Source organism: Ktedonobacter robiniae (assembly GCF_016587375.1).
Taxonomy (GTDB): domain Bacteria; phylum Chloroflexota; class Ktedonobacteria; order Ktedonobacterales; family Ktedonobacteraceae; genus Ktedonobacter; species Ktedonobacter robiniae.
Map to the genome: position 1 here is coordinate 181513 of NZ_BNJG01000001.1, position 22500 is coordinate 204012.

General features: G+C 50.9%; 23 protein-coding genes, 1 tRNA gene and 2 pseudogenes. 14 read left to right on the plus strand and 12 right to left on the minus strand.

Annotation, left to right across the window (positions count from 1 at the left end):
* Positions 1 to 129: 129 nt before the first annotated feature.
* Positions 130 to 828, plus strand: coding sequence for a hypothetical protein (locus JMJ04_RS00785; RefSeq protein WP_201368672.1), 699 nt, complete (start codon positions 130 to 132; stop codon positions 826 to 828).
* A 250-nt stretch (positions 829 to 1078) separates the two neighbouring features.
* The gene (locus JMJ04_RS00790) at positions 1079 to 2251 is read left to right on the plus strand and encodes a hypothetical protein (protein WP_201368673.1); all 1173 of its coding nucleotides are present in this window, start codon (positions 1079 to 1081) and stop codon (positions 2249 to 2251) included.
* A gap of 18 nt (positions 2252 to 2269) precedes the next feature.
* Here the strand turns inward: JMJ04_RS00790 and JMJ04_RS00795 are convergent, their stop codons facing one another.
* Both JMJ04_RS00795 and JMJ04_RS00800 read right to left on the minus strand, forming a co-directional pair.
* Positions 2270 to 2551 (minus strand): hypothetical protein, encoded by a 282-nt coding sequence (locus JMJ04_RS00795; protein WP_201368674.1) that lies wholly within the window; start codon positions 2549 to 2551, stop codon positions 2270 to 2272.
* Between the two features lie 182 nt (positions 2552 to 2733).
* A complete protein-coding gene (locus JMJ04_RS00800; RefSeq protein ID WP_201368675.1) occupies positions 2734 to 3606 on the minus strand; it encodes a pentapeptide repeat-containing protein in 873 nt (290 codons plus the stop codon).
* A gap of 297 nt (positions 3607 to 3903) precedes the next feature.
* On the opposite strand from JMJ04_RS00800, the pseudogene prfB reads away from it, so the two are divergent.
* Positions 3904 to 5031 (plus strand): annotated as a pseudogene (prfB, locus tag JMJ04_RS00805) (peptide chain release factor 2).
* 98 nt (positions 5032 to 5129) lie between these two features.
* On the opposite strand, the gene JMJ04_RS00810 reads toward prfB, so the two are convergent.
* A complete protein-coding gene (locus tag JMJ04_RS00810; RefSeq protein ID WP_007909295.1) occupies positions 5130 to 6134 on the minus strand; it encodes a sigma-70 family RNA polymerase sigma factor in 1005 nt (334 codons plus the stop codon).
* Between the two features lie 1497 nt (positions 6135 to 7631).
* Between JMJ04_RS00810 and ftsY the strand changes: the two genes are divergently transcribed.
* The 4 genes from ftsY to JMJ04_RS00830 all read left to right on the plus strand — a co-directional run bounded on the left by ftsY (position 7632) and on the right by JMJ04_RS00830 (position 10776).
* The gene (gene ftsY, locus JMJ04_RS00815; RefSeq protein ID WP_201368676.1) at positions 7632 to 8645 is read left to right on the plus strand and encodes a signal recognition particle-docking protein FtsY; all 1014 of its coding nucleotides are present in this window, start codon (positions 7632 to 7634) and stop codon (positions 8643 to 8645) included.
* Between the two features lie 15 nt (positions 8646 to 8660).
* On the plus strand, positions 8661 to 9548 hold the full coding sequence (gene accD, locus JMJ04_RS00820) for an acetyl-CoA carboxylase, carboxyltransferase subunit beta (RefSeq protein ID WP_201368677.1): 888 nt from the start codon (positions 8661 to 8663) through the stop codon (positions 9546 to 9548).
* Between the two features lie 84 nt (positions 9549 to 9632).
* Positions 9633 to 10619: an acetyl-CoA carboxylase carboxyltransferase subunit alpha gene (locus tag JMJ04_RS00825; RefSeq protein WP_201368678.1), complete on the plus strand. Its 987-nt coding sequence runs from the start codon at positions 9633 to 9635 to the stop codon at positions 10617 to 10619.
* Positions 10620 to 10695: 76 nt separating this feature from the next.
* Positions 10696 to 10776 (plus strand) — tRNA-Leu (locus tag JMJ04_RS00830).
* 120 nt (positions 10777 to 10896) lie between these two features.
* Here JMJ04_RS00830 and JMJ04_RS00835 read toward each other — a convergent pair.
* The 7 genes from JMJ04_RS00835 to JMJ04_RS00865 all read right to left on the minus strand — a co-directional run bounded on the left by JMJ04_RS00835 (position 10897) and on the right by JMJ04_RS00865 (position 14944).
* The gene (locus tag JMJ04_RS00835) at positions 10897 to 11856 is read right to left on the minus strand and encodes a tyrosine-type recombinase/integrase (protein WP_201368679.1); all 960 of its coding nucleotides are present in this window, start codon (positions 11854 to 11856) and stop codon (positions 10897 to 10899) included.
* Complete coding sequence (locus JMJ04_RS00840) at positions 11813 to 12061, minus strand: hypothetical protein (RefSeq protein WP_201368680.1); 249 nt, start codon at positions 12059 to 12061, stop codon at positions 11813 to 11815. The genes JMJ04_RS00835 and JMJ04_RS00840 overlap by 44 nt, the downstream gene beginning before the upstream one ends.
* Positions 12062 to 12074: 13 nt before the next feature.
* Positions 12075 to 12290, minus strand: a complete 216-nt coding sequence (locus JMJ04_RS48550; RefSeq protein WP_201368681.1) for a helix-turn-helix domain-containing protein — start codon at positions 12288 to 12290, stop codon at positions 12075 to 12077.
* A gap of 82 nt (positions 12291 to 12372) precedes the next feature.
* Positions 12373 to 13641 carry a rolling circle replication-associated protein gene (locus tag JMJ04_RS00850; protein ID WP_201368682.1) on the minus strand — a complete coding sequence of 423 codons (1269 nt, stop codon included), beginning with the start codon at positions 13639 to 13641 and terminating at the stop codon, positions 12373 to 12375.
* Between the two features lie 165 nt (positions 13642 to 13806).
* Complete coding sequence (locus JMJ04_RS46320) at positions 13807 to 13992, minus strand: hypothetical protein (protein WP_236037848.1); 186 nt, start codon at positions 13990 to 13992, stop codon at positions 13807 to 13809.
* A 128-nt stretch (positions 13993 to 14120) separates the two neighbouring features.
* The gene (locus tag JMJ04_RS00860; RefSeq protein WP_201368684.1) at positions 14121 to 14507 is read right to left on the minus strand and encodes a hypothetical protein; all 387 of its coding nucleotides are present in this window, start codon (positions 14505 to 14507) and stop codon (positions 14121 to 14123) included.
* The gene (locus JMJ04_RS00865) at positions 14507 to 14944 is read right to left on the minus strand and encodes a hypothetical protein (protein ID WP_201368685.1); all 438 of its coding nucleotides are present in this window, start codon (positions 14942 to 14944) and stop codon (positions 14507 to 14509) included. The genes JMJ04_RS00860 and JMJ04_RS00865 overlap by 1 nt, the downstream gene beginning before the upstream one ends.
* A gap of 345 nt (positions 14945 to 15289) precedes the next feature.
* Here JMJ04_RS00865 and JMJ04_RS00870 point away from each other — a divergent pair, with 345 nt between their 5' ends.
* The 7 genes from JMJ04_RS00870 (at position 15290) to JMJ04_RS00900 (ending at position 20931) form a co-directional block, all read left to right on the plus strand.
* Positions 15290 to 16084 carry a helix-turn-helix domain-containing protein gene (locus JMJ04_RS00870; RefSeq protein ID WP_201368686.1) on the plus strand — a complete coding sequence of 265 codons (795 nt, stop codon included), beginning with the start codon at positions 15290 to 15292 and terminating at the stop codon, positions 16082 to 16084.
* A gap of 520 nt (positions 16085 to 16604) precedes the next feature.
* Positions 16605 to 17000, plus strand: a complete 396-nt coding sequence (locus tag JMJ04_RS00875) for a hypothetical protein (protein WP_201368687.1) — start codon at positions 16605 to 16607, stop codon at positions 16998 to 17000.
* A gap of 714 nt (positions 17001 to 17714) precedes the next feature.
* The gene (locus JMJ04_RS00880; RefSeq protein ID WP_201368688.1) at positions 17715 to 18008 is read left to right on the plus strand and encodes a hypothetical protein; all 294 of its coding nucleotides are present in this window, start codon (positions 17715 to 17717) and stop codon (positions 18006 to 18008) included.
* A gap of 766 nt (positions 18009 to 18774) precedes the next feature.
* A complete protein-coding gene (locus tag JMJ04_RS00885; protein WP_201368689.1) occupies positions 18775 to 19020 on the plus strand; it encodes a hypothetical protein in 246 nt (81 codons plus the stop codon).
* Between the two features lie 152 nt (positions 19021 to 19172).
* Positions 19173 to 19745 (plus strand): SMI1/KNR4 family protein, encoded by a 573-nt coding sequence (locus tag JMJ04_RS00890; RefSeq protein WP_201368690.1) that lies wholly within the window; start codon positions 19173 to 19175, stop codon positions 19743 to 19745.
* Between the two features lie 307 nt (positions 19746 to 20052).
* The gene (locus tag JMJ04_RS00895) at positions 20053 to 20502 is read left to right on the plus strand and encodes a hypothetical protein (protein ID WP_201368691.1); all 450 of its coding nucleotides are present in this window, start codon (positions 20053 to 20055) and stop codon (positions 20500 to 20502) included.
* A 54-nt stretch (positions 20503 to 20556) separates the two neighbouring features.
* Positions 20557 to 20931 (plus strand): hypothetical protein, encoded by a 375-nt coding sequence (locus JMJ04_RS00900; RefSeq protein ID WP_201368692.1) that lies wholly within the window; start codon positions 20557 to 20559, stop codon positions 20929 to 20931.
* A 485-nt stretch (positions 20932 to 21416) separates the two neighbouring features.
* Here the strand turns inward: JMJ04_RS00900 and JMJ04_RS00905 are convergent.
* Both JMJ04_RS00905 and JMJ04_RS00910 read right to left on the minus strand, forming a co-directional pair.
* Positions 21417 to 22013 (minus strand): annotated as a pseudogene (locus JMJ04_RS00905) (SDR family NAD(P)-dependent oxidoreductase).
* A gap of 57 nt (positions 22014 to 22070) precedes the next feature.
* On the minus strand, positions 22071 to 22442 hold the full coding sequence (locus JMJ04_RS00910) for a glyoxalase superfamily protein (RefSeq protein WP_149402685.1): 372 nt from the start codon (positions 22440 to 22442) through the stop codon (positions 22071 to 22073).
* Positions 22443 to 22500: the final 58 nt, after the last annotated feature.

The following is a 22500-nucleotide window of genomic DNA, read 5'->3' on the forward strand; positions in this document are numbered from 1 at the left end:
ATTTGAGGGTACTTCACCGTTGAAATATAAGGATTGTGCCCGTTCCCAATGGGCCGACCATGGGGTATACTATCACACGAACAGCCTCGCGTCTCGGCGATGTTTGAGCGGGGTCTGAAAGGAGTTTTCATGGTTTTCTGTGGTCAATGCGGTCTGCAAATGGCCCCCGGTACCACCCGTTGCCCACGGTGTGGTGCAGCTGTTGAAAACGGCCAATCCGGCCAGAATTATGATGTCACAGGATCGAACGACCAGACGGTTGAGTCACAGTCGTTCTTTGCGCCTCAACCACAACAGGCAGCTCGTCCCTATTCTGGTGGCTCGACGGCTAACTTTGGCGGTCACCCCTCGCAGGGTGGACCCCAACCGATCATGCTGCGCGGAGCAGACCAGAACTATGGCACACAAAATGCCTATGACGCGACCAGCATGATGGACGCACATACGAATATGGGAGGCAATCCTGCCACCATGCAGCCTCAGGGCAACGCCTATGCTCAAGGGGGAGGCTATCCCATCTCTCAGCCAGGCCTCTCCGGTATGCAGCAGCCTATGGGCAGAGGCTACCCGGCTTCACAGTCTTCGTTCTCGAACGCGCCCCAGAGCGGTGGACAGTACTCATATCCAGGCTTTGCGCAACCTCAGGGAAGCTTTACCCCCCAGGGGAACATGGCCTACCAGCAAGGGCAATCCGCCGAGAATTCTGCCACGACGAGTGTGACCTCACGTGGCCGCACAACAGCTCTGGTCACCATTCTGGTGGGCATGCTCTTTATTCTTGTCGCGATGGTCCTCTTTATTATGCAATTCAATCATATGCTCGGTTAGAGGCCCGGTATCATATTTAGACTCATCATTCTTGCTTTTGTGAAGCGTGCATCTCCGCGATAAGCACTTCACAAGAGTCAGGAGGGTGTCGTGCTCATTGCATAATGAGCACGACACCCTCCTGATTTTCTATGAGTTGCTAGAGAGCCGCATCTACTCGTTTCCCTGGCTATAATGATCTATTTCGCTTGTCACCCTCTTTAGACTAGAAAGTGGAGGTATTGACGGAAAGAGGAGGGGAAGAGCCAGGTTGCACAACGCACAGAGACTCCCTACCAGGGGAACACGCCTCCCACACACAACCTACCATCCACGTCCGCTTACCATGGTCATTGCGCTTATCGCCCTCTGTATCCTGGCCAGCTACCTATTTCTCCGCTCTATTCAGTCCTTCGCCTCCCCGACAGAAAACTGCGCGAACCTTCTGCGTCAGGCGGACTACCAACAGATTCTTGCAGCGACTACTGAACAACAACTACCACCAGTGACGCAAATTACTAGTGACCTCATACCTGGCCAGCTAAGCACCTTTGTCCAGGTGAGTCATCCCGATGATCCACGCCACCTGCTCGACGTCTATGTCTACACCTGCTCTCAACAAGGCCGGGACTCGCAGCCAACCCTTATACCAGTCTTCCAACTTCACGACTTGATTCAGGGTACAGCCAGCATCACCCATGCCCATTCGCTCAGCATCGGCCAGCTTGATACCACGCTTCCCGTTGATAATGATCTCTTGATGCAACCAGATCAGCAAACGATGTACCGCGAATATCGCTGGCAGAATGGCGCCTTCATACAGGTACCATTCCCCGCGCTCTTCCCAGTCTTAAGCCGCGCCGAGGCGCAACAGTTGCAAGCACAAGCCAATGCCGGAACAATCCTGCCCTGGACCGACCCTCTCAAAACGGCGGCATCTCTAGCACAAAATCTGCTACACTGGTCCGCAGATAGCACGCATATTCACCTGGTCCACCAATCAGCAAGCGAGGCCGAGTTGACACTCACCGAGGAGAGCCCATCCTGCGAGCTTGATGTGACCCTGCAACGCCTGATACAAACGGACGAGCATGGACTCTGGTTTGTCACCTCCGCCTCCTCGCCAGGCCTGACACTGCAACACAACAATCTGGATATGGCAACGAGTTCACCCCTCACCCTCAGTGGCACCCTTGATCAAGCAGGAGCTCCCGCAGCACACCAGTCCACTCCCACTGCCCTCCTCTTTGACCATACCCTGACCCACCTAGCGGTGCTCAACACCGAAGCCATCACTATCCAATCCAATGGAGGCTTTACCGGCACCCTACATTTTACGAATGACCTGCCTGGCCAACCCTCACTCCTGCTCCTCGCCTTCACCACATCCAGCGCAGGTCAGCAGACCACTCGGCTCCTGCTCACCAATGTCCTGCTCAGCTAAGATATGGCTGAACAGAATTTAACGATGGCGAATCTTCTCAGCAGCATCCATAAAGTTTTTTTCCTTGTTCCTGGCAGTCTCAACATTATATTGATGCAATGATTCGTTTTGCTGGTAGCGCTCCTCAAGCGAGAGAGCCTTGTGGCGTCTCTTGGTGAAGAGGAGCACGAAGAAAATACATACAGGAATGAGGAAGGCACCTATCAGCGCTGCGTTTCCATTCCCAAACGGGATAAAGCTCCCAACAATGGCTCCAAAAACAAGTCCCAGCACAAGCATTCCAATCTCAACAAGCTTCATGGGGTCCTCCAGATGCACTCAATTTTTCGTGTCGTTTCTTTCACGCTATATTACACTTTGCTATATATTACAACGCAGAAAGATTGGTTACCAACAAATACACTTGTAGCTGGACAAGAAATGCCCTGAAAAGTGGGTCTGACTCAAAGCTCCAGATGGGCATCAAGGTGTCTCCGCGCACTTTACGCTTCTGATTCGTTTTCATAGTACAGATCACAGATGCGATGGGCAAATCCAATCCACATGGCCTGAATCGTTTGCTCGTTGTAGTTATCTCCCGTTTGAACGAGCCAGGTGTCAAAGAGGTGGCGAGCCTGAGCGAAAGCAAAGCCCTGTGGAAAGAGTCCATGGAGCTTAACTGGTGAAAAGTCAACCAGCAGAGCATGCTCTCCCAAAAGATAGGCGTCCCGGTCGGAGATGATCTGCTTTCCCTCCTGCGCTTGGAAGGATGAGGAGTACTCTTCTATGAGTGTAGCCTGACCCGGAGCTACGCGCTTCCGGATTCCCTTTGCTCGATCCAGGGACTCACCTCTGTCGCCAAGAGACGCGCTACGGTGCAAGATAGCCCCTTGCAATTCAGGACCGTTCAAACGAGCGGTACTCAAATCAGCTCCTTGCAAATCGGCTCCTCGAAGCACAGCACCTCGCAGATCGGTCCCGTTCAGATCAGCATATTGCAAGTCAAGTTCCGCCAGATTGAATTCACGCAGGTTAAGTTCTCTGAGGGTCGCGTAGCTCAGCTTCGCGCCGTGAAGTTTCACACGGTTAGCTTCGGTATCACCCAGGTATGCCCAACTCAGATCTGCCCCGTCGAGGTCCGCCTCGCTGAGGTTGGCTCCTTGCAGATTCGCCTCACGGAGATTGGTGCCTCGAAGATTGGCTCCTTGCAAGTTTGCGCCTTGCAAATCCATGTAGGAGAGATCAATATCTTGCAGATTTTGAAGGTGGAGATCGAGTTGAGCAGCACTCTGGACGGTACTTCGGAGTTGTTCAATATCTGCCCTCGTCAAAGGGAAAGCCGATTTTCCTGTTCCAATGGGTTTCTCAGCAGTCACGATCATGCTCCCTTCCAGTGTGTTCATGTTGAGTCTCGCAATAGTATACTTCATGGACTCGGAGGAAGCACTCGGCAAGATACCTTTTTCCCGTCGCATGAATAGTCGCCGCGAGCTGATCATTGGCATCTCTTGCCAACGCACTGCCTCAGATCCTGAAAGTCCCTGCGTCCCTGGTCCGCCATAGGAAATGCGTGAGTGCACCAAATGTAGGCCAAATTCCAGCTTTGTACCAGCCTGGAATGGTTAAATATTTGCCTCTACACCCGCGCGCCATGATATGCTACAATACTCACCATGAGTGAAATGACCCAACAAATTGAACGTTTACAAAGACGCGTCGAAAAAACTATGGTGCGTCTTTGACCTGGCTACCAAAGCAGTCCAGGTAACACAACTTGAAGAAGAGAGCATGCAGCCAGACTTCTGGTCTGATAACCGCAAAGCACAGGCCCATATGCAACAACTCAATGCCCTGCGCGAAGAGGTTACGACCTGGGAGCAGCTCGCCACGCAACTTAAAGACCTGCAAGAACTTGCCTTGATGCTGGAAGAGGAGCCAGATGATGATATGCAGGCCGAAGTGGCGCAGTCCATTCCCCAATTGAGGAACAGATCGAGAAGTTAGAGTTTGCCTTAATGCTCAGTGGCGAACACGACGAGAAAAACGCCATCCTCAGTATCCACGCCGGTAGCGGCGGCGTCGATGCCCAGGATTGGGCAGAGATGCTTCTGCGTATGTACCTGCGTTGGGCGGACCAACATCGTTTCCGCACCCAGATCTATGACTATAGTGAAGGTGAAGAGGCTGGCATCAAGAGTGCGACCGTTGAGATCGAGGGGCGCTTTGCCTATGGGTATCTGCGGTCGGAAGCAGGTACACATCGCCTCATTCGTCTCTCGCCCTTTGACGCAGCACACCGTCGCCAGACCTCGTTTGCGAAAGTTGAGCTCATGCCCGATATCGAAAACACGATCGAGATTTCGATTCGACCTGAAGATATCGAGGTAGATACCTACCGCTCAACGGGCGCGGGTGGACAGCACGTCAACAAAACTGACTCCGCTGTGCGGATGCGCCACATTCCGAGTGGTATCGTCGTGACCTGTCAGAACGAGCGCTCACAGATTCAGAACCGGGAAGTCGCGCTCAAGCTTCTCAAGGCCCGCCTCTTTGAAATGGAGCAGAAGAAGCACGACGAGGAGGCGGCCCGCTTAAAAGGCGAGCATGTCCAGGCCGACTTCGGGACGCAGATTCGCTCGGTGATTGTGCATCCCTATAACATTGCCAAGGATCATCGCACCAACCACGAGACCAGTGACACTACCGCGTACCTGGCTGGCAATGTTGATCCCTTCATTCACGCCTACTTACAGGAGCAGGCATCTGGCGTTGCAAGTCCCGCCGCGGTCGCGGAAGACTAGCGCGCTCAAGATGTGGAACCAGTAGCACACAGTTTTTTTAATCAGACACAAAGAGGCCCGGACGTTTCTCCCGTCCGGGTCATTTCTTATTCTCCTTGCTATACACGCGCCAGGTCGCGCAGACCCTCATAGCGCTCCGGGTAGCGCAGTTTGCGCAGAGCCTTCACCTCAATCTGGCGAATACGCTCACGCGTCAGGTGGAAGAGCACGCTGACCTCGTCGAGCGAGAGGGAATGTCCGTCTTTTAACCCGTAACGCATCTCAATGATCGTGCGCTCGCGAGGATTGAGGACGGTCATGGCTTGCTCGATATGCTCACGCTGCAACTGCTGCGAGACCACATCAATCGTGGGCGCCATGCTGGTATCTTCGAGCATATCTGAGAGATGGTACTCCTCATCATCGGCCATCGGCGCGTCCAGCGAGATGGGCTGCTCCGAGACATTGAGGAGTTCGACGACGCGCTCACGCGGCAGGCCCAGTTCAGCCGCTACCTGCTCCGGTAATGGCTCAACGCCTTGCTCCTGATACAAGCGACGTGTGATACGCTTGATCTTGTAAATAAGTTCTACGACGTGGACAGGAATATGAATGCTGCGAGAATGCTCGGCGATGGCCCGGCTGATAGCCTGGCGAATCCACCATGTGGCATAGGTGCTAAAGCGGAAGCCACGCTTGTAATCAAACTTCTGTGTCGCGCGCATCAGACCAATATTGCCCTCCTGAATCAGGTCGAGCAACGGTAACCCCTGGTTGGAATAGCGCTTCGCGATACTGACGACCAGGCGCAAGTTAGCCTCGATCAAGCGCTGCCGGGCATACTGATCGCCCCGCGCTACGCGCTCTGCCAGTTGAAGCTCCTGCTCGGCGGTGAGCAGTGGATACATACCAATCTCTTTCAGGTACTGTTTTACAGAATCGTCGACCGCCCCACGCTGGTCCTCTTCCCCATCTACCTCCTCCTCGCAGGCATAGATGAAATCCTTTTCACTTTCTATCTCCACGCCATCGTCCATCAGGTCTTTGGTGTGCTTTCTCTTGCTCAACGTGACTGTCACTTCGGTATCCACACTCTGGGATGCTCTTTTTCCTCTTGCTCCCACGACATCTACTCCTTTTTCCATACTACCTTCACAGACAGACGCAAACGAGAAACTCAAAACGGACCTCTAGGTAATGCGATGCAGTCGGGTGCGCTTACCAGTTCTCTGGCACTGTTATATGACTCTGTCTAGAAACGCCATCTCTCCCGGCTGTGTTTTTTCTAACGTGTCGTCCGCGATATGCTCTCCCACTTTTCTATTAGTGCAAGAAACGTGCCAAACTCTAGTCCCCATTGACATAGTTCACTCCTTTCACTCCTCGTAAGCTGGTAGAAAGCTGTAACAGTAATACTATCGGCAAGCAAACACACTTTTATAGGGAAAATTGACCCCAAATTTCAGTCTACATAAAATTTGGCATATCATACGTGCTCAAGCACGACATCCAGCACGCCTTCCTGGCTGCTCACTGCTATAGAGCAAAGTAGACCTCTTCCATGAAGAGTTTTCCATGTTTGAGGATTTTTGCCCAGCCCTTGCGCGCAATAACATGAATAGATAGCAATGCTTGACTAGAGTTGTTTCACCTGTTATGCTGGAAGTAAGAAGCAAAAGAACGCGGGTGTTCCGAGCGTTGTCCTCGCAATTTCACGCTCAGTAGGGAAGGCGTAGCCAGGGATGTCTGTTCTCTTGTTTCACCTCTCTTCTATGTGCCTGGTTGGTGAAGCGCTCTTGCTCCTCCCCCAGGAACATGAATATTTCTTCACATACTTGCTGACATTGGGATGGAGTTGTGGTATGATAGGAGAGGCATGGATTAGACCTGCTGTGGGGATGCGGATGCAGCGGCGGAGGCTCCCCCCTCGGCTTACTTTTTTGTTAAGCCTCGCTTGAACCTGGTTAGGCAAGCGAATATACCCTCCAGAGAGAAGGAAGGAGGCGATTTCGTGGAAAACGCATTTCCTCGGTGTCGCAAATGTAGTGAAGGTGATCTGGTTCCGCTTTCGGATTTCGGTAGCCAGGGAGCTTCCATCGAGTACAAGGCATGGGTCTGCACCAACCCCTCCTGCTTGTACAATATAAAAATCCGTAACGGCGACATCATCATTAACGAACCTATCAGTGACGGCTCACTCCACTCATATCGTAGCGGTCGCCAATAGGGCTGAGATGTTGTTTCGCTTTGCACGTCTTTGGGTGGTTTCAACCGCTCACTGACGTGTATTGCATTTTAGCAGGGTTTCTCCTGCTAAAATGCTGTTCTGCACGATGAGCATTTTCGGCCCTCTTGTCCTGTTCCGCGCCACAATGTTATACTCTGTGGGGACTGGAGTTCCCGCTGTAGGATATCAAGGCGTGGAGATCGACTCCTAGAAGCTCTCGGGCACAACCGAGGGAGATGTCGCTCTCTTTCGCTTCTCTGCTAAAGAGAGGGTCACTCACTTTTATCCAGGTGAGCATAGTGATCTATTTTTCCTTTCGCCTGGTAAAGGGACTGCTTTTATACATAACGCACTTATACGTTCAGCATAGAGATACATAAGGAGTCAACACAACGTGTTCAATCGCTTCTTTGGGCAGAAACCACAAGAAGATCCCGACGACAAGAATCAGGGTCCTGCTCAGGAACGAGCAGGAGATGCTCCTTCCCGTCCAGAACAACAATCACCACAACGCTTCGGCTTTCTCAACCGCACACGTCAGCTCTTTAGTCGCATGAGTGAGGTCGTAGAAGAGACCGATCTGATCACGGATGAGATGTGGGACGATCTCGAAGAGTCGCTGCTGGCCGCAGATGTCGGTCCCAGCACCACCATCTGGCTAATTGAACGCCTGCGCCGGCGTGCCGAAGACGAGCATATGCGCACCGGCGCCCAGGTGCAACGCGCCTTACGAGAAGAACTGGTCATGCTGCTTGGCGATCCCTCCCCACTGCGCCTCTCGCAACGCTCTCCCCTGACAGTCATTCTTGTCATCGGAGTCAATGGCTCTGGGAAGACGACCTCCATTGCGAAAATGGCCCACCGTCTCTCGCGCGAAGGGCGCCAGGTCATGCTGGCCGCGGCCGACACCTTCCGCGCTGCCGCGATTGATCAACTCAAAGAATGGGGGCAGCGCATCTCCGTTCCCGTTATCAGTCAACAACCAAACGCTGACCCGGGCGCGGTCGTCTATGACGCCATCCAGGCCGCTCAATCGCGTGGCAGCGATGTCTTGATCGTTGATACCGCTGGTCGCTTGCATACCAAGTATAATCTTATGGAGGAGCTTAAAAAGATCAACAAGGTCATTCAGAAGTTTATCCCTGATGGCCCACATGAACTGCTCATTGTCATCGATGCGACGACCGGACAGAACGCGCTCTTGCAGGCGCGTAAGTTCGCGGAAGACATTGGCCTGACAGGCGTCATTATTAGCAAATTGGATAGCACCGCCAAGGGTGGGTTCGCGTTTGCCGTTGCCGACGACCTGGGTGTGCCCATTAAATTCATTGCGACAGGTGAGAAGGTCGAAAACTTGATTCCCTTTGATCCACAGAGCTTCGTTGCGGCTCTCTTCACACAAGAATAACCAGGAGGACCTAGTATGGTGAAAGAAGCGGCTGCTCCATCGAACAGTTCCACCTTCTCGGCAGCACGCGCGCAGTCTTCGCTCACTGCGATGGGCAATATTGTTGTCAAATGCCCAAAATGCAAAGAGATTTTATATGGACGCGACTGGGAGAAGAATCAAAAAGTCTGCTCACGCTGTAACCATCATTTTCGCTTGACGGCACGCGAACGTATTACGCTGCTCGTCGATTCCAATAGCTTTGAAGAGACGGATGCTACCATGATTCCAGGCGATCCGCTCAAATTCACCGCCCGTCCCGCCAATATGGCCAATCAGCCTGACTACGCCAATAAGCTCATCGAGGAACGGCAGAAAGCCGGCCAGAATGAGGCAGTCGTCAGCGGCATTGCCACCGTCGATGGCCAGCCCCTGGCCCTGGCCGTGATGGACTTCCACTTCATGGGTGGCAGCATGGGATCCGTCGTGGGAGAGAAGATTACGCGCACAATTGAGTTGGCCATTGAGCGCCAACTGCCAGTGCTGGTCGTCTCCACTTCGGGCGGTGCACGCATGCAGGAAGGCATCTTCTCCCTCATGCAAATGGCCAAGACCTCGGCCGCGCTCGCCAAGCTTGGTGAGGCTGGACTCCCTTATTTTAGCCTGCTTACCGATCCCACCACAGGCGGCGTCTCAGCCAGTTTCGCCTTCCTGGGCGATGTGATCCTGGCCGAACCCGGTGCGCTTGTCTGCTTCACCGGCCCTCGTGTGATTGAAGGCTTTATGCACATTAAGCTGCCCGAAGGAACCATTAATTCCAACTTTGCCCTGGAACACGGCATGATCGACACAGTCGTTCACCGCCACGAACTACGCCAGACGCTCTCGCGCCTACTCACCATGTATGCGCCCTCAACCAAATAGGGAAGGGGAGTCTGCTTGCGTCCATCTTGTGTTCTGGTATCTCATTTAGATAGAGGATTAGCCAAGTAGAGGAAGATACATACGATGCCTTATGATCTAGACTTTGAAAAGCCGCTCGCGGAGTTGGAAAAGAAAATCAATGGACTTCAGCGCAAGGGCGAGCGCTTAAAACCAGATGAAACCAAACAGCTACAAAGCCTGGAAAATGATCTGCGTAAACGCACCGAGGAGATCTACAGCAACCTGACCGCCTGGCAAACAGTGCAGGTCGCGCGCCATAAAAACCGCCCCTACACCCTCGACTACATCAAGCATATTTGTGATGACTTCTTTGAACTGCACGGCGATCGCTCCTTTGCCGACGATCACGCCATTGTCGCTGGCACCGCCCGCCTGGGAGAGCAGACCGTCATGCTCATCGGGCATCAAAAGGGACGCGATATGAAAGAGCAACAGTATCGCAACCTGGGCATGCCCCATCCTGAAGGCTATCGCAAAGCCTATCGCATGATGCAGCAGGCCGAGAAGTTCGGCTTCCCCATCATCAACCTCATCGATACCTCGGGCGCCTCCCCCGCCCTGGTGGACGAAGAGCGAGGCCAGTCCGAAGCCATCGCCTCCTGCCTCTATCTCATGCCACGCCTGCGTGTGCCCATCCTCGCCATCGTCATTGGTGAGGGCAACAGCGGTGGTGCACTCGCCATCAGCATCGCTGACCGCATCCTCATGTTTGAGCACAGCTACTACACCGTCGCGGCCCCCGAGGCGGCGGCCAACATCATCTGGCGTGACGCGGGCCAGGCGCCCTTGGCAGCCGAGGGACAGCGCATTCGCGCCAAGGACCTGCTCACCTTCAAGATCGTCGATGAGGTCATTCCCGAGCCACTGGGGGGCGCGCACCGTAACCACCACCTGGCAGCCGAAGCGTTGAAAGTCTCTCTCCTGCGCAACCTTGAAGAGCTCAAGCAGCTTCCCACTGACGAGCTGTTGGCCAAGCGCTACGAGAAGTTCCGCGCCATCGGTCAATTCGACCACGAGGTGCTCGAAACAAACTCAGAAATTGGGGTCTGATCCCCTTGACTTCTGTTCGTGAATGCGCTATTATAGGCATCGCAAGTGATGAATATGCCTTGCATCACGAACACCTGCCGGTGTGGCGGAACGGTATACGCGTCTGTCTCAAAAACAGATCCCGCAAGGGTTGAGGGTTCGAATCTCTCCACCGGCACCTCCCTCTTGTAGGATGACGCCCTCAGGACCATTCTAGACGTTCCTGAGGGCGTTTTGTTTTTGGCAAAACCAGAGCTTAGTACAGCTTTAGTACAGCCTCTCACAAAGAGAAGCGTTTTTACTCCTCCTCCTCATCCGTTCCCTGGTCAGGACTCAAAGCCTGGTTTAAAAGCTCAATCGCGTCACGTTGCATATTTGGTAAAACGTGAGAATATATATCAAGCGTCATGCTAATCTGACTATGGCCCAGCAACTCTTGCACAACCTTTGGATGCACGCCCAGGCTCAGCAAAAGTGTTGCAGCACTGTGCCGCAGATCATGAAATCGGATATCCGGCAAACCCGCCTTCTGAAGCAAGCCTTTAAGCTCATCAAGTATGTCTCGCGTGGGGTTTAAGTGAGTCCCTATAGAAGTACAGAAGACATAATCATGTTCCTGCCAGGCGGCACCAGCCTTTGACTTCGCCTCTAATTGCAATTCACGATGGCACTTTAAAGCCTCTAAAGCAAAAGAAGCGACAACAATACTACGCCGACTACGCTGTGTTTTTGGGTCAGCCTCTTTATACCCCAGCCCTTCTATCTTTGAAGGGGTTCGAGACAACACACGACGCACCTGCAAAACCCCCTTCTGAAAATCAATGTCTTGCCATTTAAGACCCATTATCTCACCACGCCGGAGACCAGTTGCGAGAGCCAGCTTAAAAAGGGCCTCCATACGATGCCCTTCACTGGCGGCTAAAAGTGCGTGAATCTGTTCAAGCGTCAATGACTGTACTTCATATCGCTTCTTCTGAGGAGGATCAACAAACTTACAAACATTGCGGGAAATTAAGCCCCACCTCATTGCAGTCGAGAGCGCCTTGTGCAAAACGTTATGGATCGTCCTCACTGTCGTCGGTGAGAACCCTTCATCGAGCTTCTTTGTATAAAGGGACTGCACATGCTGGGCTGATAATTTCTGTAGCTGTACACGGCCAACGACAGGGACTATATGAAGCCGTACAATCTCTTCATATCTTTCAAAGGTACGCTCACGAACACTCTGCTTCTGCGAAAGTTCTAGCCAGTCCCTCAAAAACTGCTCCATTGTTTTGATTAGGGCCAGTAACCAAGGAGCCTTGTTGCTTCTCTAAAAGCGCTTGGTTTAGCTTTTCACGTACCTTTGTTTTCGTCTTACCATAGAAGTATTTTCTTTTTCCATCAGCGCCAGTAACGTAAGCAGCGTATAAGCCCTCTCGCTGCTTATAAATTGATCCCTCACCATTGCCACGTTTTCCCATAGGCCACCTCCTTCTATAGCTCTCGCTGTCGCTGTTCTAACCACGCATTTAAAGCAGGAAGGTACACGCGAACAGCGCGCCCAAACCTTTGTACTGGCAACCCTTCATTATTAATGAGATCATAAATCTTGTTACGCTTTAAGTTCATACATGCCATCACCTGAGGTATTGTCAGCAGGAGAGTCGGGACCTCTGAAGACTGCTGCTTCACTTCCATACTCACAGCCATAAGCCACCTCCAATCCGTTAATAACTTGCTATAGGCAACCTCCTAATCGTCTATCACCATGACCATTAAACAGACCGACACTTTAGCCAGCCAGGCGCAGCATCTTACGGTGGTAGTCCCACACGCTTAACACCCGGCGACAGAACGGACGCCCTTCCGCTATTGCCTCTTGTAACACCCTCCTCTCTAGCTCTCGATACACCCCACGTACCGCTAGACGCGCCTCACGTGCGATTCTCGCCGCTATCTCTCGTTTGTGTTCCTGGTAAGCTTCCCCGTCCTCCTGGCCTACCTCCTCTAGCTGCTGCGCAACCTCTGCATACCGCCGCTTATACTCCTCCATGTCTATCACCTCGTCTAGCTCTCGCTCGATCAAGGTCCAGCCGGACCCCTCCTCTTGCCCCTGCTCCTCAGCGTCGATAACAGGCTCGTCAGCTTCCCCTTGTATCTCATGCTCCACACCCGCAAAGAGACGCTTGCGCATCTCAGCCACCGACTCAGGGAAGAACTGGCGCGAGTAACAAATACGATGCGCCTTACTGGCGACACGCTCAGTAACAACCTCCTTCTCTAGATATGCCATGCCATCCTCACCACGTACCAGTACCTCACGCTCACGCTTGACTTCCTTGGTTCCCTGCTCGCCTACTGAGAGGGCTTTCATCAGGTACTTGGTCACATACCCGATCGCCTTGACGTTGCGTATCTTCTCGATCCAGCCGTAGCGCTGAAAGTGCAGCTCCTCATCCTCTTGCATAGCCTGGGCTACTTCCTCATCCGTGTAGCCATAATCGCGCATGAGCATCTCTGCTTCGCTTCGCTTGCCTTTAATCGCTGAGGTCCAGAGCGGGACGATCACCTCCTTGTAGGGAATGTGTTCAACACCTTTCATGAGGATATGCCAGTGAAAGCCGTTGCGCTCGAAGTCGCTATGCCGCTCTAACACGGCAAAGTACTCCACAGGGTACGCCTCACGCGCCCCTTTATGGTTTGGTCCTCTCCCCTTGGAGCCACGCCGCAAGGCTTGCATAAACGTGGTAAGCGCTCGACGCGCCTCTGCTACGGTTTTCCCCGCCTTCGTCAGCGTCAAGAAAAGCGTTGGTTCTGCTTGCCTAACCAGTTGACGCCAAAGCACCACCTTCCTTGGCCCGCAATGCTGACACTCCCAACGGTTACACCTTGCCCGTTGCATCTCTCCTGTATGCTTGTTTACCCAACGATGACGCAACGCCCACGGGTCCTTACAGTAGTACAGCGCATCAAGCCCGTACTGTTCCGCTATGAGTGTCTTTTCCTCTAGCGTTGGCTCATACCATCCCTGGTGTGTCTCGACCCCTACTATCTCTCCCATAGACTCCCTCCTTCTCTTCCACCATTGACGCTTGCATTTGTCGCTGAGTAAGTGTGTGATATATTCCTTTCAGGGTCAAGGAAAGGACCCGGAGCGGTTGTACGTCGTGCGGCGGGGACCCCTACCCCACCGCCGCGTACAACCGCCGCCCCCCAGGCCCGCCACTCACCCACCCCACCCTCGCGCTTGAGCATTGTAGCCGCCGAGTGGGGAGGCGATGCCGCCCATTGCGGGGGCGATGAGCACTTCGTGCCGAGAGCGACCGGGTACTGCATTGAGTGCGTCACCGCAGGCCGGTCGCTCTCGCTCTGCGAGTCTATCACCCCCGCAATGGGTCGGGCCTGGCTGCATCGCTTGCTCTCCCCACTCGGCACGCTTCAGCCTGGTCGCAGGGCGAGGTATGCCTCAAGGCTCCCAAGGATGCTTGAGTGCCTCCGGCAGCCCACCGTAGCCACCCCACCGAGCGTTACGGCTAGCCATTAAACCACCAATGACGAAGAAATGAGCAACGATTCCCACACAGAAAGGCCGATCAGAGATGTTTGACGGTCTATCAGCGCCAACGCCGAGAGCCACCCAAGAGCATAGCCCGCACGACTAGCAACCGACTCCATATGGTCAGGGAGAACAACATCTACGACCAACTGCACCACCTCGGCCTCACTATACGACTGTTCGGCGAGAACGAGCTGGGCCGGATCCTCACTCTCGCAATACATGCTCTCAAAGTAGCCATCAAAGCCCCATTCACACACTTTCTGGAACTCAGAATCACCCACAATCCAGGTGTCCAACCGTGTTGACAAGAGGAAAGCAGAGGAGTATTCAGTGCTCACAAAATCCTTGAATGTTGCTTGTACGCGCATTATGCGGCCTCCTTCCATGACTGCTCCTGGTAGTGCGTCACTAACATGACAAGCAAAGAGAGGCCACGCAGAGCCTCGTTATTCTGAACCAAAACTAAGGCCGAGAGCCAGCCAAGCACCATAGCCGCACAAAAAGGAAGAGGCGTTTGTTGATACTCGTAGGCAATAGCAACATTTTCTACTACAAAGGCCTCCACTTCACGCCACTCATAATAGCGATCAACAAGGAAACAGTTCCCCTGCTCATCGCACAGTTCCATATCATCGGCATAGGACTGAAAGCCCCATTGACAACCAGAGGCAAAGTCTGGGCTATCAGTGATTGAGGCATCAAAGTGACCATCAAGGAGAAGCGCAGGAGAATACGGCAAGCCAATAACATCAGTTGGTTTCAAAGCAGAAGCCGTTATGGTGGCCTGGGCCAAGTCTCGCATCATAGGTTCACCTCCCTGTGTTGACAAGCCAGGCCCCCACCATGCATACTGAAAAGTGAGATCCTAGCAACGTTCAAGAGCGTCTAGTGACTCATCGCTGGTTGGGTATCGCGAGTACCCTTCCAGCACTCCCCCCACCTTACATCCCCTACTTAATGGCAAGCGATTGAACCTTTTACTCTCTAGTAAGAGCGTCTAAAAGTTTCAAAAGTTGAAATTGTTTACAAAGGTAATATAGCATAAAGAAGCATTTGTTGTCAAAGATGAAGGATTGTATAAAGTTGAAAAAGCTGATATCATATCAATGTGCCAAGTAATCACTTATAAACTTTAAGGGACGGTGGGCGTATGAAGAACTTTTACACAGCAAGCGAGGCTCAAAAACGTCTCGGTATGGATAAGAACAGCTTTTACTACTTGGTTAGAAAAGGAACGCTCAAAGGCATCACACCACCAGGCAAAAAGCACAGTTTGTACCCAAAATCCGAAATAGATAAGTTTGCAGCATCCATAAAGACGTTAATGGATCAGTACGGACGAGAAACAAGCGTTTTTGAGAAGGCAACAACCGAAGACCTGCAAGCAGAGGTGGATATAGATTTGAGCCTCTATGGAAATAAAGGAACTACTCCTTTGGAGGCAAGGTTAGCAAGGTTAAATGCCAATTCCGAAGGAAACTTTGTTCTGAGAAACGAAGGCGACATTGTAGGCCATGTCAGTTTCTATCCGGTTGAGTCAGAGACACTTCGAGAAGCTATATCAGGCGAAAGGCACGGTATCCCAATCGATAAGATCCTGCCATTTGAACCTGGAAAGCCCTTAGACATGCTCATCTTCATAATAAGCGTCAAACCTGGCTTTCCTCCTGACGTTTCAAATTATTATGGACAGAGACTTATAGCTGGAACGGTACATAAACTTAGAGAGCTAGGCGAGCGTGGAGTAGAGATCGAAAACATATACGCAACAAGCCGTACCGCAGCAGGCATCAAACTATGCCGTAAGTTGGGTATGACAGAGGAGCCTATCTCTGGCGAGAGAGGTCGTTACCGCTACTCCTTGCACATACCAACATCGTACTCAATATTAGTACAAGAGTATAAGCAGGGGTTAGAAGAGTATAAAAGGTCATCGACAAAATAAAATGGCAGCTATAAAAGCCATCTCAGATCAGGTTAGAAGCTAAGATGGCTTTTATAGCTGCCATAAGGCTCCTAAGGACCTACGCCAGCATAACTAGTACAGCATTTAGTACAGCGACACACACAAATTTAGGCAGGGGAACACCAACACCCACAAACAAAGAAGTCTGGTTTTAAGCTCCATAAGGACAACATAAACACCCATAAATAAACCGGATAGATCCCGGCCATCGGCACCAATGGCAAGCTGTAAACTGCCCATGAAGCTCAAAATCGCTAACAATTGAGAGCAAAACCCACATCCCTTCATCAAGGATATCAGCCCTTGTAACTATATGGTGGTGCCTGACACTTGGGACCATTATATTTATGTGTTTTGATTTCATTATTATTATAAATAACAGTGGGATGGATCAGAGAAAAGGTTTTGTTGTGCATCTGTCGTAAAAAGAACTTTAGTAGCGTTTCTTTATAGTACGGGAGTATCACACAGAGTAAGGAAAATAGGAAGGGGGAACGCAGTGAGGCATTCTACCATTAAGATGAACGTTTGTCCCGTCATACTGACTAGTGGGATAGCATTGCTGTTCGCGGTTGGTACAATGATTGGCACAACGGCACCAGTGTCAGCCGCGAGTACAAAGGGAACAGGAGCGGTCACCAGCATAAAGACGGTAAGGGTAACCGCATACAACTACAGCGAGTGCGGCTCGTATTCAAGTGACGTTGGCAATATGCAGTACTGGTATTGCTGGGACGCCCCAGCAGACGATAACACAGCGTATCAATACGATCAGTGGCAGCAGCTTGTTGATACGCCGTGTTGGACCCGTTCCACGGGTTTTGCACAAGGAGGTACGGGGCCGGCGTACCAGTCCCTGAATATTGAGAGTGGTCCTCCCACGCCTGAATGTTAAAACAAACGGCCATCGGAAAACTGGCTTAGTGTCCTTGACATTGACCGAGCCAAGAGCTAACGAAGGCAGGAGTCAGTCAATCTCATAAACGTCACGTTGAGCTTCAGCACTTCCTATCAAAAAGTTGATGGGAAGCGCTGAAGCATGTGGAGATAGAGATGAGGATATACGTCGTTACAGATCAGATGCGCTATTTTTTATTTACTGTGACTCTCTGTCCATCGGTAGTCTCGTGCCAGAACCATATGCGTGTCTCCTTAAACGGTATGATTTAAGCACTTACGCGACCAGCTTACCATTTTTGAAAACCTCAATAACCCTCGTGCTTGGAGTGGACACGTACGCAGCGCTCCCGCCAAGTGGGAAACTTCAGACGGAGAAGTTATTGTCGCTGCACTCAAAGAAGCTCAACAAAATCCAGTTAGTAGAAATAACCACGGTTGACTTTGTTTGGGGTGATAAGTTGGTACTATCGCAATGGTCAGAGCACTGTAGTGAGTGTCCACAAGACAGTTAAGACAAGTTTCTGGGCTCCACGCGGAATTAGTATCAAAAATGAGAGGAGGGAGGCTATAACAGGACTATAGGACAAAAGGACAACATGTTTGTGTGCAGTGCTGCTCTAAGAGCATTTTTAGTAAGTGGTTCTAGTGTGCGCCAGGTAATGCAAAAGAGATAAGAGTAGATCTATTCCCCAGAAAGGGAGTACGTTTTATGCATAACAAGCTACGCGTCATCCTGTTTGGAGCACTGCTCCTTAGCGCTTTTGCGTTCTCTCTTGTTGGTACGACTCTGCCTGCCTTCTCCCAAAGCTTGGGCAGATCCCAGGTTACCATTCCACAACCGCGCACTCCCTATATGAACGGCTATCGTATGGGATACAGGGATGCGGTGACCGACTGTGAGACGTCCCCCGGGTATGGGCATGCCTACAGACCAACCCCTAAAGAAGAGGGCTATATGGATGGTTATAACTATGCCCGTGCTAACGATCCGTCATGCACCTAGTAGAGATAGAACATCTACACTTTCATAAAAAGATTTCAGCCTCTCGCCGTAAATTGGCTGCTTTTGAGATGAGGGCGTCTGTGCATGAGGAAGGCCCAGGATCTATCCGGGGTCTTCCCCATCCAGGTACAACAGCTTATTTTTGGCAAGATTTGTAATCAGCCTGGTACCCGTCACGCTCGCCGTCTGCATAATCACGATAGTATTCATCTTTTGGGTATCGCTATGGTTAATTATGTAATAATACCTAAAATCCTTATAAGGCTGTTCTAGTCATACAAAGCTATATCTTTGCTCAAACTACAGGGAAAATAGATGGTAAAGGGAAACCCGATGGAGATAAAGGTTAAACATTACAGAACTGACCATCAAAAACCACCTTTTTTATCCCCTGCAATAGCAGCAATACAAAGTTTATAAAACCGCCCTAGAAGCCAAAACGGCTATAAGAGGGACTTAAAATTTCCTGGCTTAAGAAATAAACAGCAAGCCATAAGTTTATAAGCATCTACACTGTTATAGCCAGTACAGCGTTTAGTACAGCCACATCCACCAACTTACACACGAAACCACAAATACCAACAAACAAGATATCGAGATTTTAAGCACTAGGAGGACAACCACCAACAATCACAAATAAACCGACTAGAATCTTTCCATCGGCCTCAATGGCAAGCCATAGATCCACAGCAAATACAAAACTTAAGAAATAAGGTATAATAGAACTGATCAATGTATGTCGAGTGGCTAGTGAAAGGAGATCTTTATGGCAACATCAGAAGAGAGGCTCACCACGTTAGAGCGAACGGTTACTGGATATAAACCAGTTTTACAGGAAATTGCATACGAATTAACAATGGTGAAAGGGCTAACCGTCGACCAGATCAGAGTCACCCAAGAATTAAAAAGCGACATAGATGGTGTGAAACAAGACATCGGCACTATCAATGAGCGTCTTTCGCAGATGGACGAGAAACTCAACACCATCCTCTCACTCTTAAAGCCATCCTGATTTAATAAATGGCAAGCCAACTGCTACACAGAAAAATAAGCTTTCAATGACGACATAAGACGACAGACTCACGCCTTATCGTTAAGACCAATGAAAACCATAACAGTAAGGTTTCTTTCTTTGCTCTCCTCACATTATTCAAGAAGGTTGAAATGGATTCAGATCATCAATATGATCATCTTCTCACCTGTATTCGCGCATATTGGCGGCAATCTACCTTTCCACCAGCTACAGAAGAACAAATTCAAGAAACTGAGCAGCAGTTGGGCTTCCCATTGCCACCGTTGCTGCGACTCCTCTACACAAAGATCGCCAATGGCGGCTTTGGTCCTGGTTTAGGCATTATAGGGGCGCCAGGCGGCTTTCGCATGACCACTCGCTGGTTGTTTGATAGACCAAAACTTGATATTGTGCAATCGTACCAGCAAGAGATTTCTGAAGCGCAAATGCTTATTCACCTGGAAGATTATGAAAAGATTCCATGTACATTGAATGTTTGGTACAAACTAGACAATGCCTATGAGGAGAGAGAGATCCAAAGTTATCGCTATGAACTACCAGACCATGCTTGGCCTGAATATATGCTCCCACTCTGCTACCATGGTTGTACATGCTTTACCTATATTGATGTAATGAGTGGTCGGCTATTTAATGAGAGAATTGAATGTGTAGCAGCATCATTGGAAGAGTGGTTTGAGAATGGGCTGGCCGGTGAGTGTATGTAATTTTTCTGTCACTGCAACATTCTACAGCCATAACCTTACTCGTATAGTAAAGCCATAAAACCGCCCATGAAGCTCAAAACCGCAAACAAGTGAGAGCAAAAGTGAGAGCAAAACCGCTCAACACACATCATAAAAGTTAGACAAGAATAGACAACAATAATCCTATAAACTGGCTCAAGAAGCCCATAGATGACCCATGGAAGCCACGCCAAAAACTCATCAAAAGGAGTTCAACTCTCCCCGAACAAAAAGATATAATAGAGCATCACATATTTCTAGAATAGGAGCTGAAGGGGTCTTTCAAACTATGAGTGCTGGAGTAGGACTCTACAGTAGCCACGACATCACAGAAGAAGAGCTGGCTGAAGTTATCCTTCAGGCCGGTGGAATGCTGACACCAGACTCGCCAGCAGGGTACTTCGGAGGTCTCATTGAAGGCGAAGCTTATGTATGGGTGTTTCGTATTCCCTGTTATGATGGGGTCTTTGATAATGAAGGTAACCCTCTCGATGAGGACGAAATCGTGTTACTCGACCAGGCCAAAGTGTTGCTTGGTGGTGAGTTTCAAACCTGGATCTATATCCATCTTGGCAGAGAGCCAGGCAGTCAGCGGCTGGCTGTCCGCTTTGCCTATACCTGCTGTCAGCGTTGGCCATGCATCGTTGATAGCGACGAGAAGAAAGGGAGGGTATTTTCGAGCCAAGAGATCGAGCAACTGTACAAGGAAGATGGAGCATTTACTGGGTACGGATTGTGAAGAGCAGGCCTAAAAGCTGTATCTTCGTGAGAGGTCAGAAGAGCAATGACAAAAATGGCAGAACTGGCAGGAGTCGCTCATAATATCGCGCATCATTCTGCAAGTGGTTTGAGCTTTCTCTATCCACATTTGGCTCAAGCTCTTCGAGCAGTTGGGGAAGAAACAACAGCCATTGAATTGCTTGTCCAGGATCCGTATCCCCCGAAGGCTGCGGAGGTACAGCCGCTCCGATTGTCTCTTGCTTCGCTCAAAGGAACGGTCCAAAGGATGCTTCAAAAACACGGCTTCCATCAAAATGATGTTCTCTCGATTGTTTTGCACGTCAATCCCGACCCTCGGGATAGCACCGGCTCTGTGCTACATACGAGGGCTGTTATCACTGCCAAAAATGGTCGCGTGTATGACTCTGGCTGGTTGCGACCGAAATGAATGGCAAGCCATAAGCTTTATAAGCATCTACACTGTTATAGCCAGTACAGCGTTTAGTACAGCCACACCCACCAACTTACACAAGAAACCACAAATACCAACAAACAAGATATCGAGATTTTAAGCACTGGGAGGACAACCACCAATAGTCACAAATAAACTGACTAGAATCTCTCCACCGGCACCTCCCTCGTATGAGGACGACGCTCTCAGGCCCATTCTAGACGTTCCTGAGGGCGTTTCCCTTTTTGGCGAAACGCATCGTTGACAGCAAAAGTGACAGCAAAATGCCTTCTAGCTCCCCGGGGCATCGTCAGGTAGCCTCATCGCCTCCCGCTGCATCGTCGAGTCATACATATTTTAATACCTGAATCGCCACATTTGAGCTATGCTCTCCCGGTTGCCTAAGCGACGGGGTCGCTTAGGCAACCACTCCTGGCCCGAAAACATGCTCGCTCTTCACGCTTTTTCCTACGTACTTCGCGTTAGATAGCTATGCGCCCTCCATCAACGTGGAGCGTCATCCCATGCACAAAGTTTGCCTCATTGCTGGCCAAATAGACGGCAGCGTCCGCAATCTCAGAGGGACTCGCCACTCTCCTTGCTGGTGCTTGTTGGGCAAGCTGATCCAGAGCCTCTCCCAGGAATTCGGTACCGGGAGTACGGGTTGGACCAGGCGAAATAGCATTGACATTGACACCGCTGGGACCAAACTCCGCCGCTCAGGACTTGGTAAGCAGTGTGAGTGCCGCCTTCGTTGCCCCATAGGTAGCAAATCCAGATTGCCCAATATGAGCAAACATAGTCGTAATATTGACAACTTTTCCTAACTTTCGTTCAACCGTAAGAGGAGCCAGGGCTGCTGTGAGATAAAACGGACATTTCAGATTCGTTGCAGCAACTGTATCGAAGGCGGCCTCGTCCGTTTGTACGATTGGGCCAACGATTCCGGTTCCCGCATTGTTCACCAGAATATCGATAGGACCGAACACTTCACTTGCCTTCCTGGCAAGACGGTCGGATTCTGCCTTGGTGATGAGATCTGCTCGGACGTATGCAGCCGTTCCTCCAATGTTCCTCATCGATCTTCATTGCCAGGGAACCCACTCGACATCACTGAACGAAGGTCTGCATGGCGGCTAGGCACGTCTGGGAAGTTGCTGAAATGACCAGCGATTGCCATCAGGATCGCTAAAGTGGGCGAAATCTCCCCAAGGCTGCACATCAATCTCACTGATATCCACGCCCCGTTTCACCAGTTCTTCTCGGACAGCTCTCACATCCTCGACCACCAGGAGGCCACCTTCGAGTGATCCAGGCTGCATTTTGGTAATACCCACGCCGAATGCGATAGAGCAGGCCGAACCAGGAGGGGTCAATTGAACAAAACGCAGATTCTCGTTGACCTGGTGGTCATGGTCTGCGTGAAAGCCGATCTTCTCGGTATAAAAAGCCTTTGCGCGATCAACGTCTGTGACGGGTACGATAGCCAATTCGAGTTTCATTTGCATAGTCATAGTTTTCTCCTCTTCATTCGTGCTTAACCGTTTCTTCTGTTCTCAGTATACG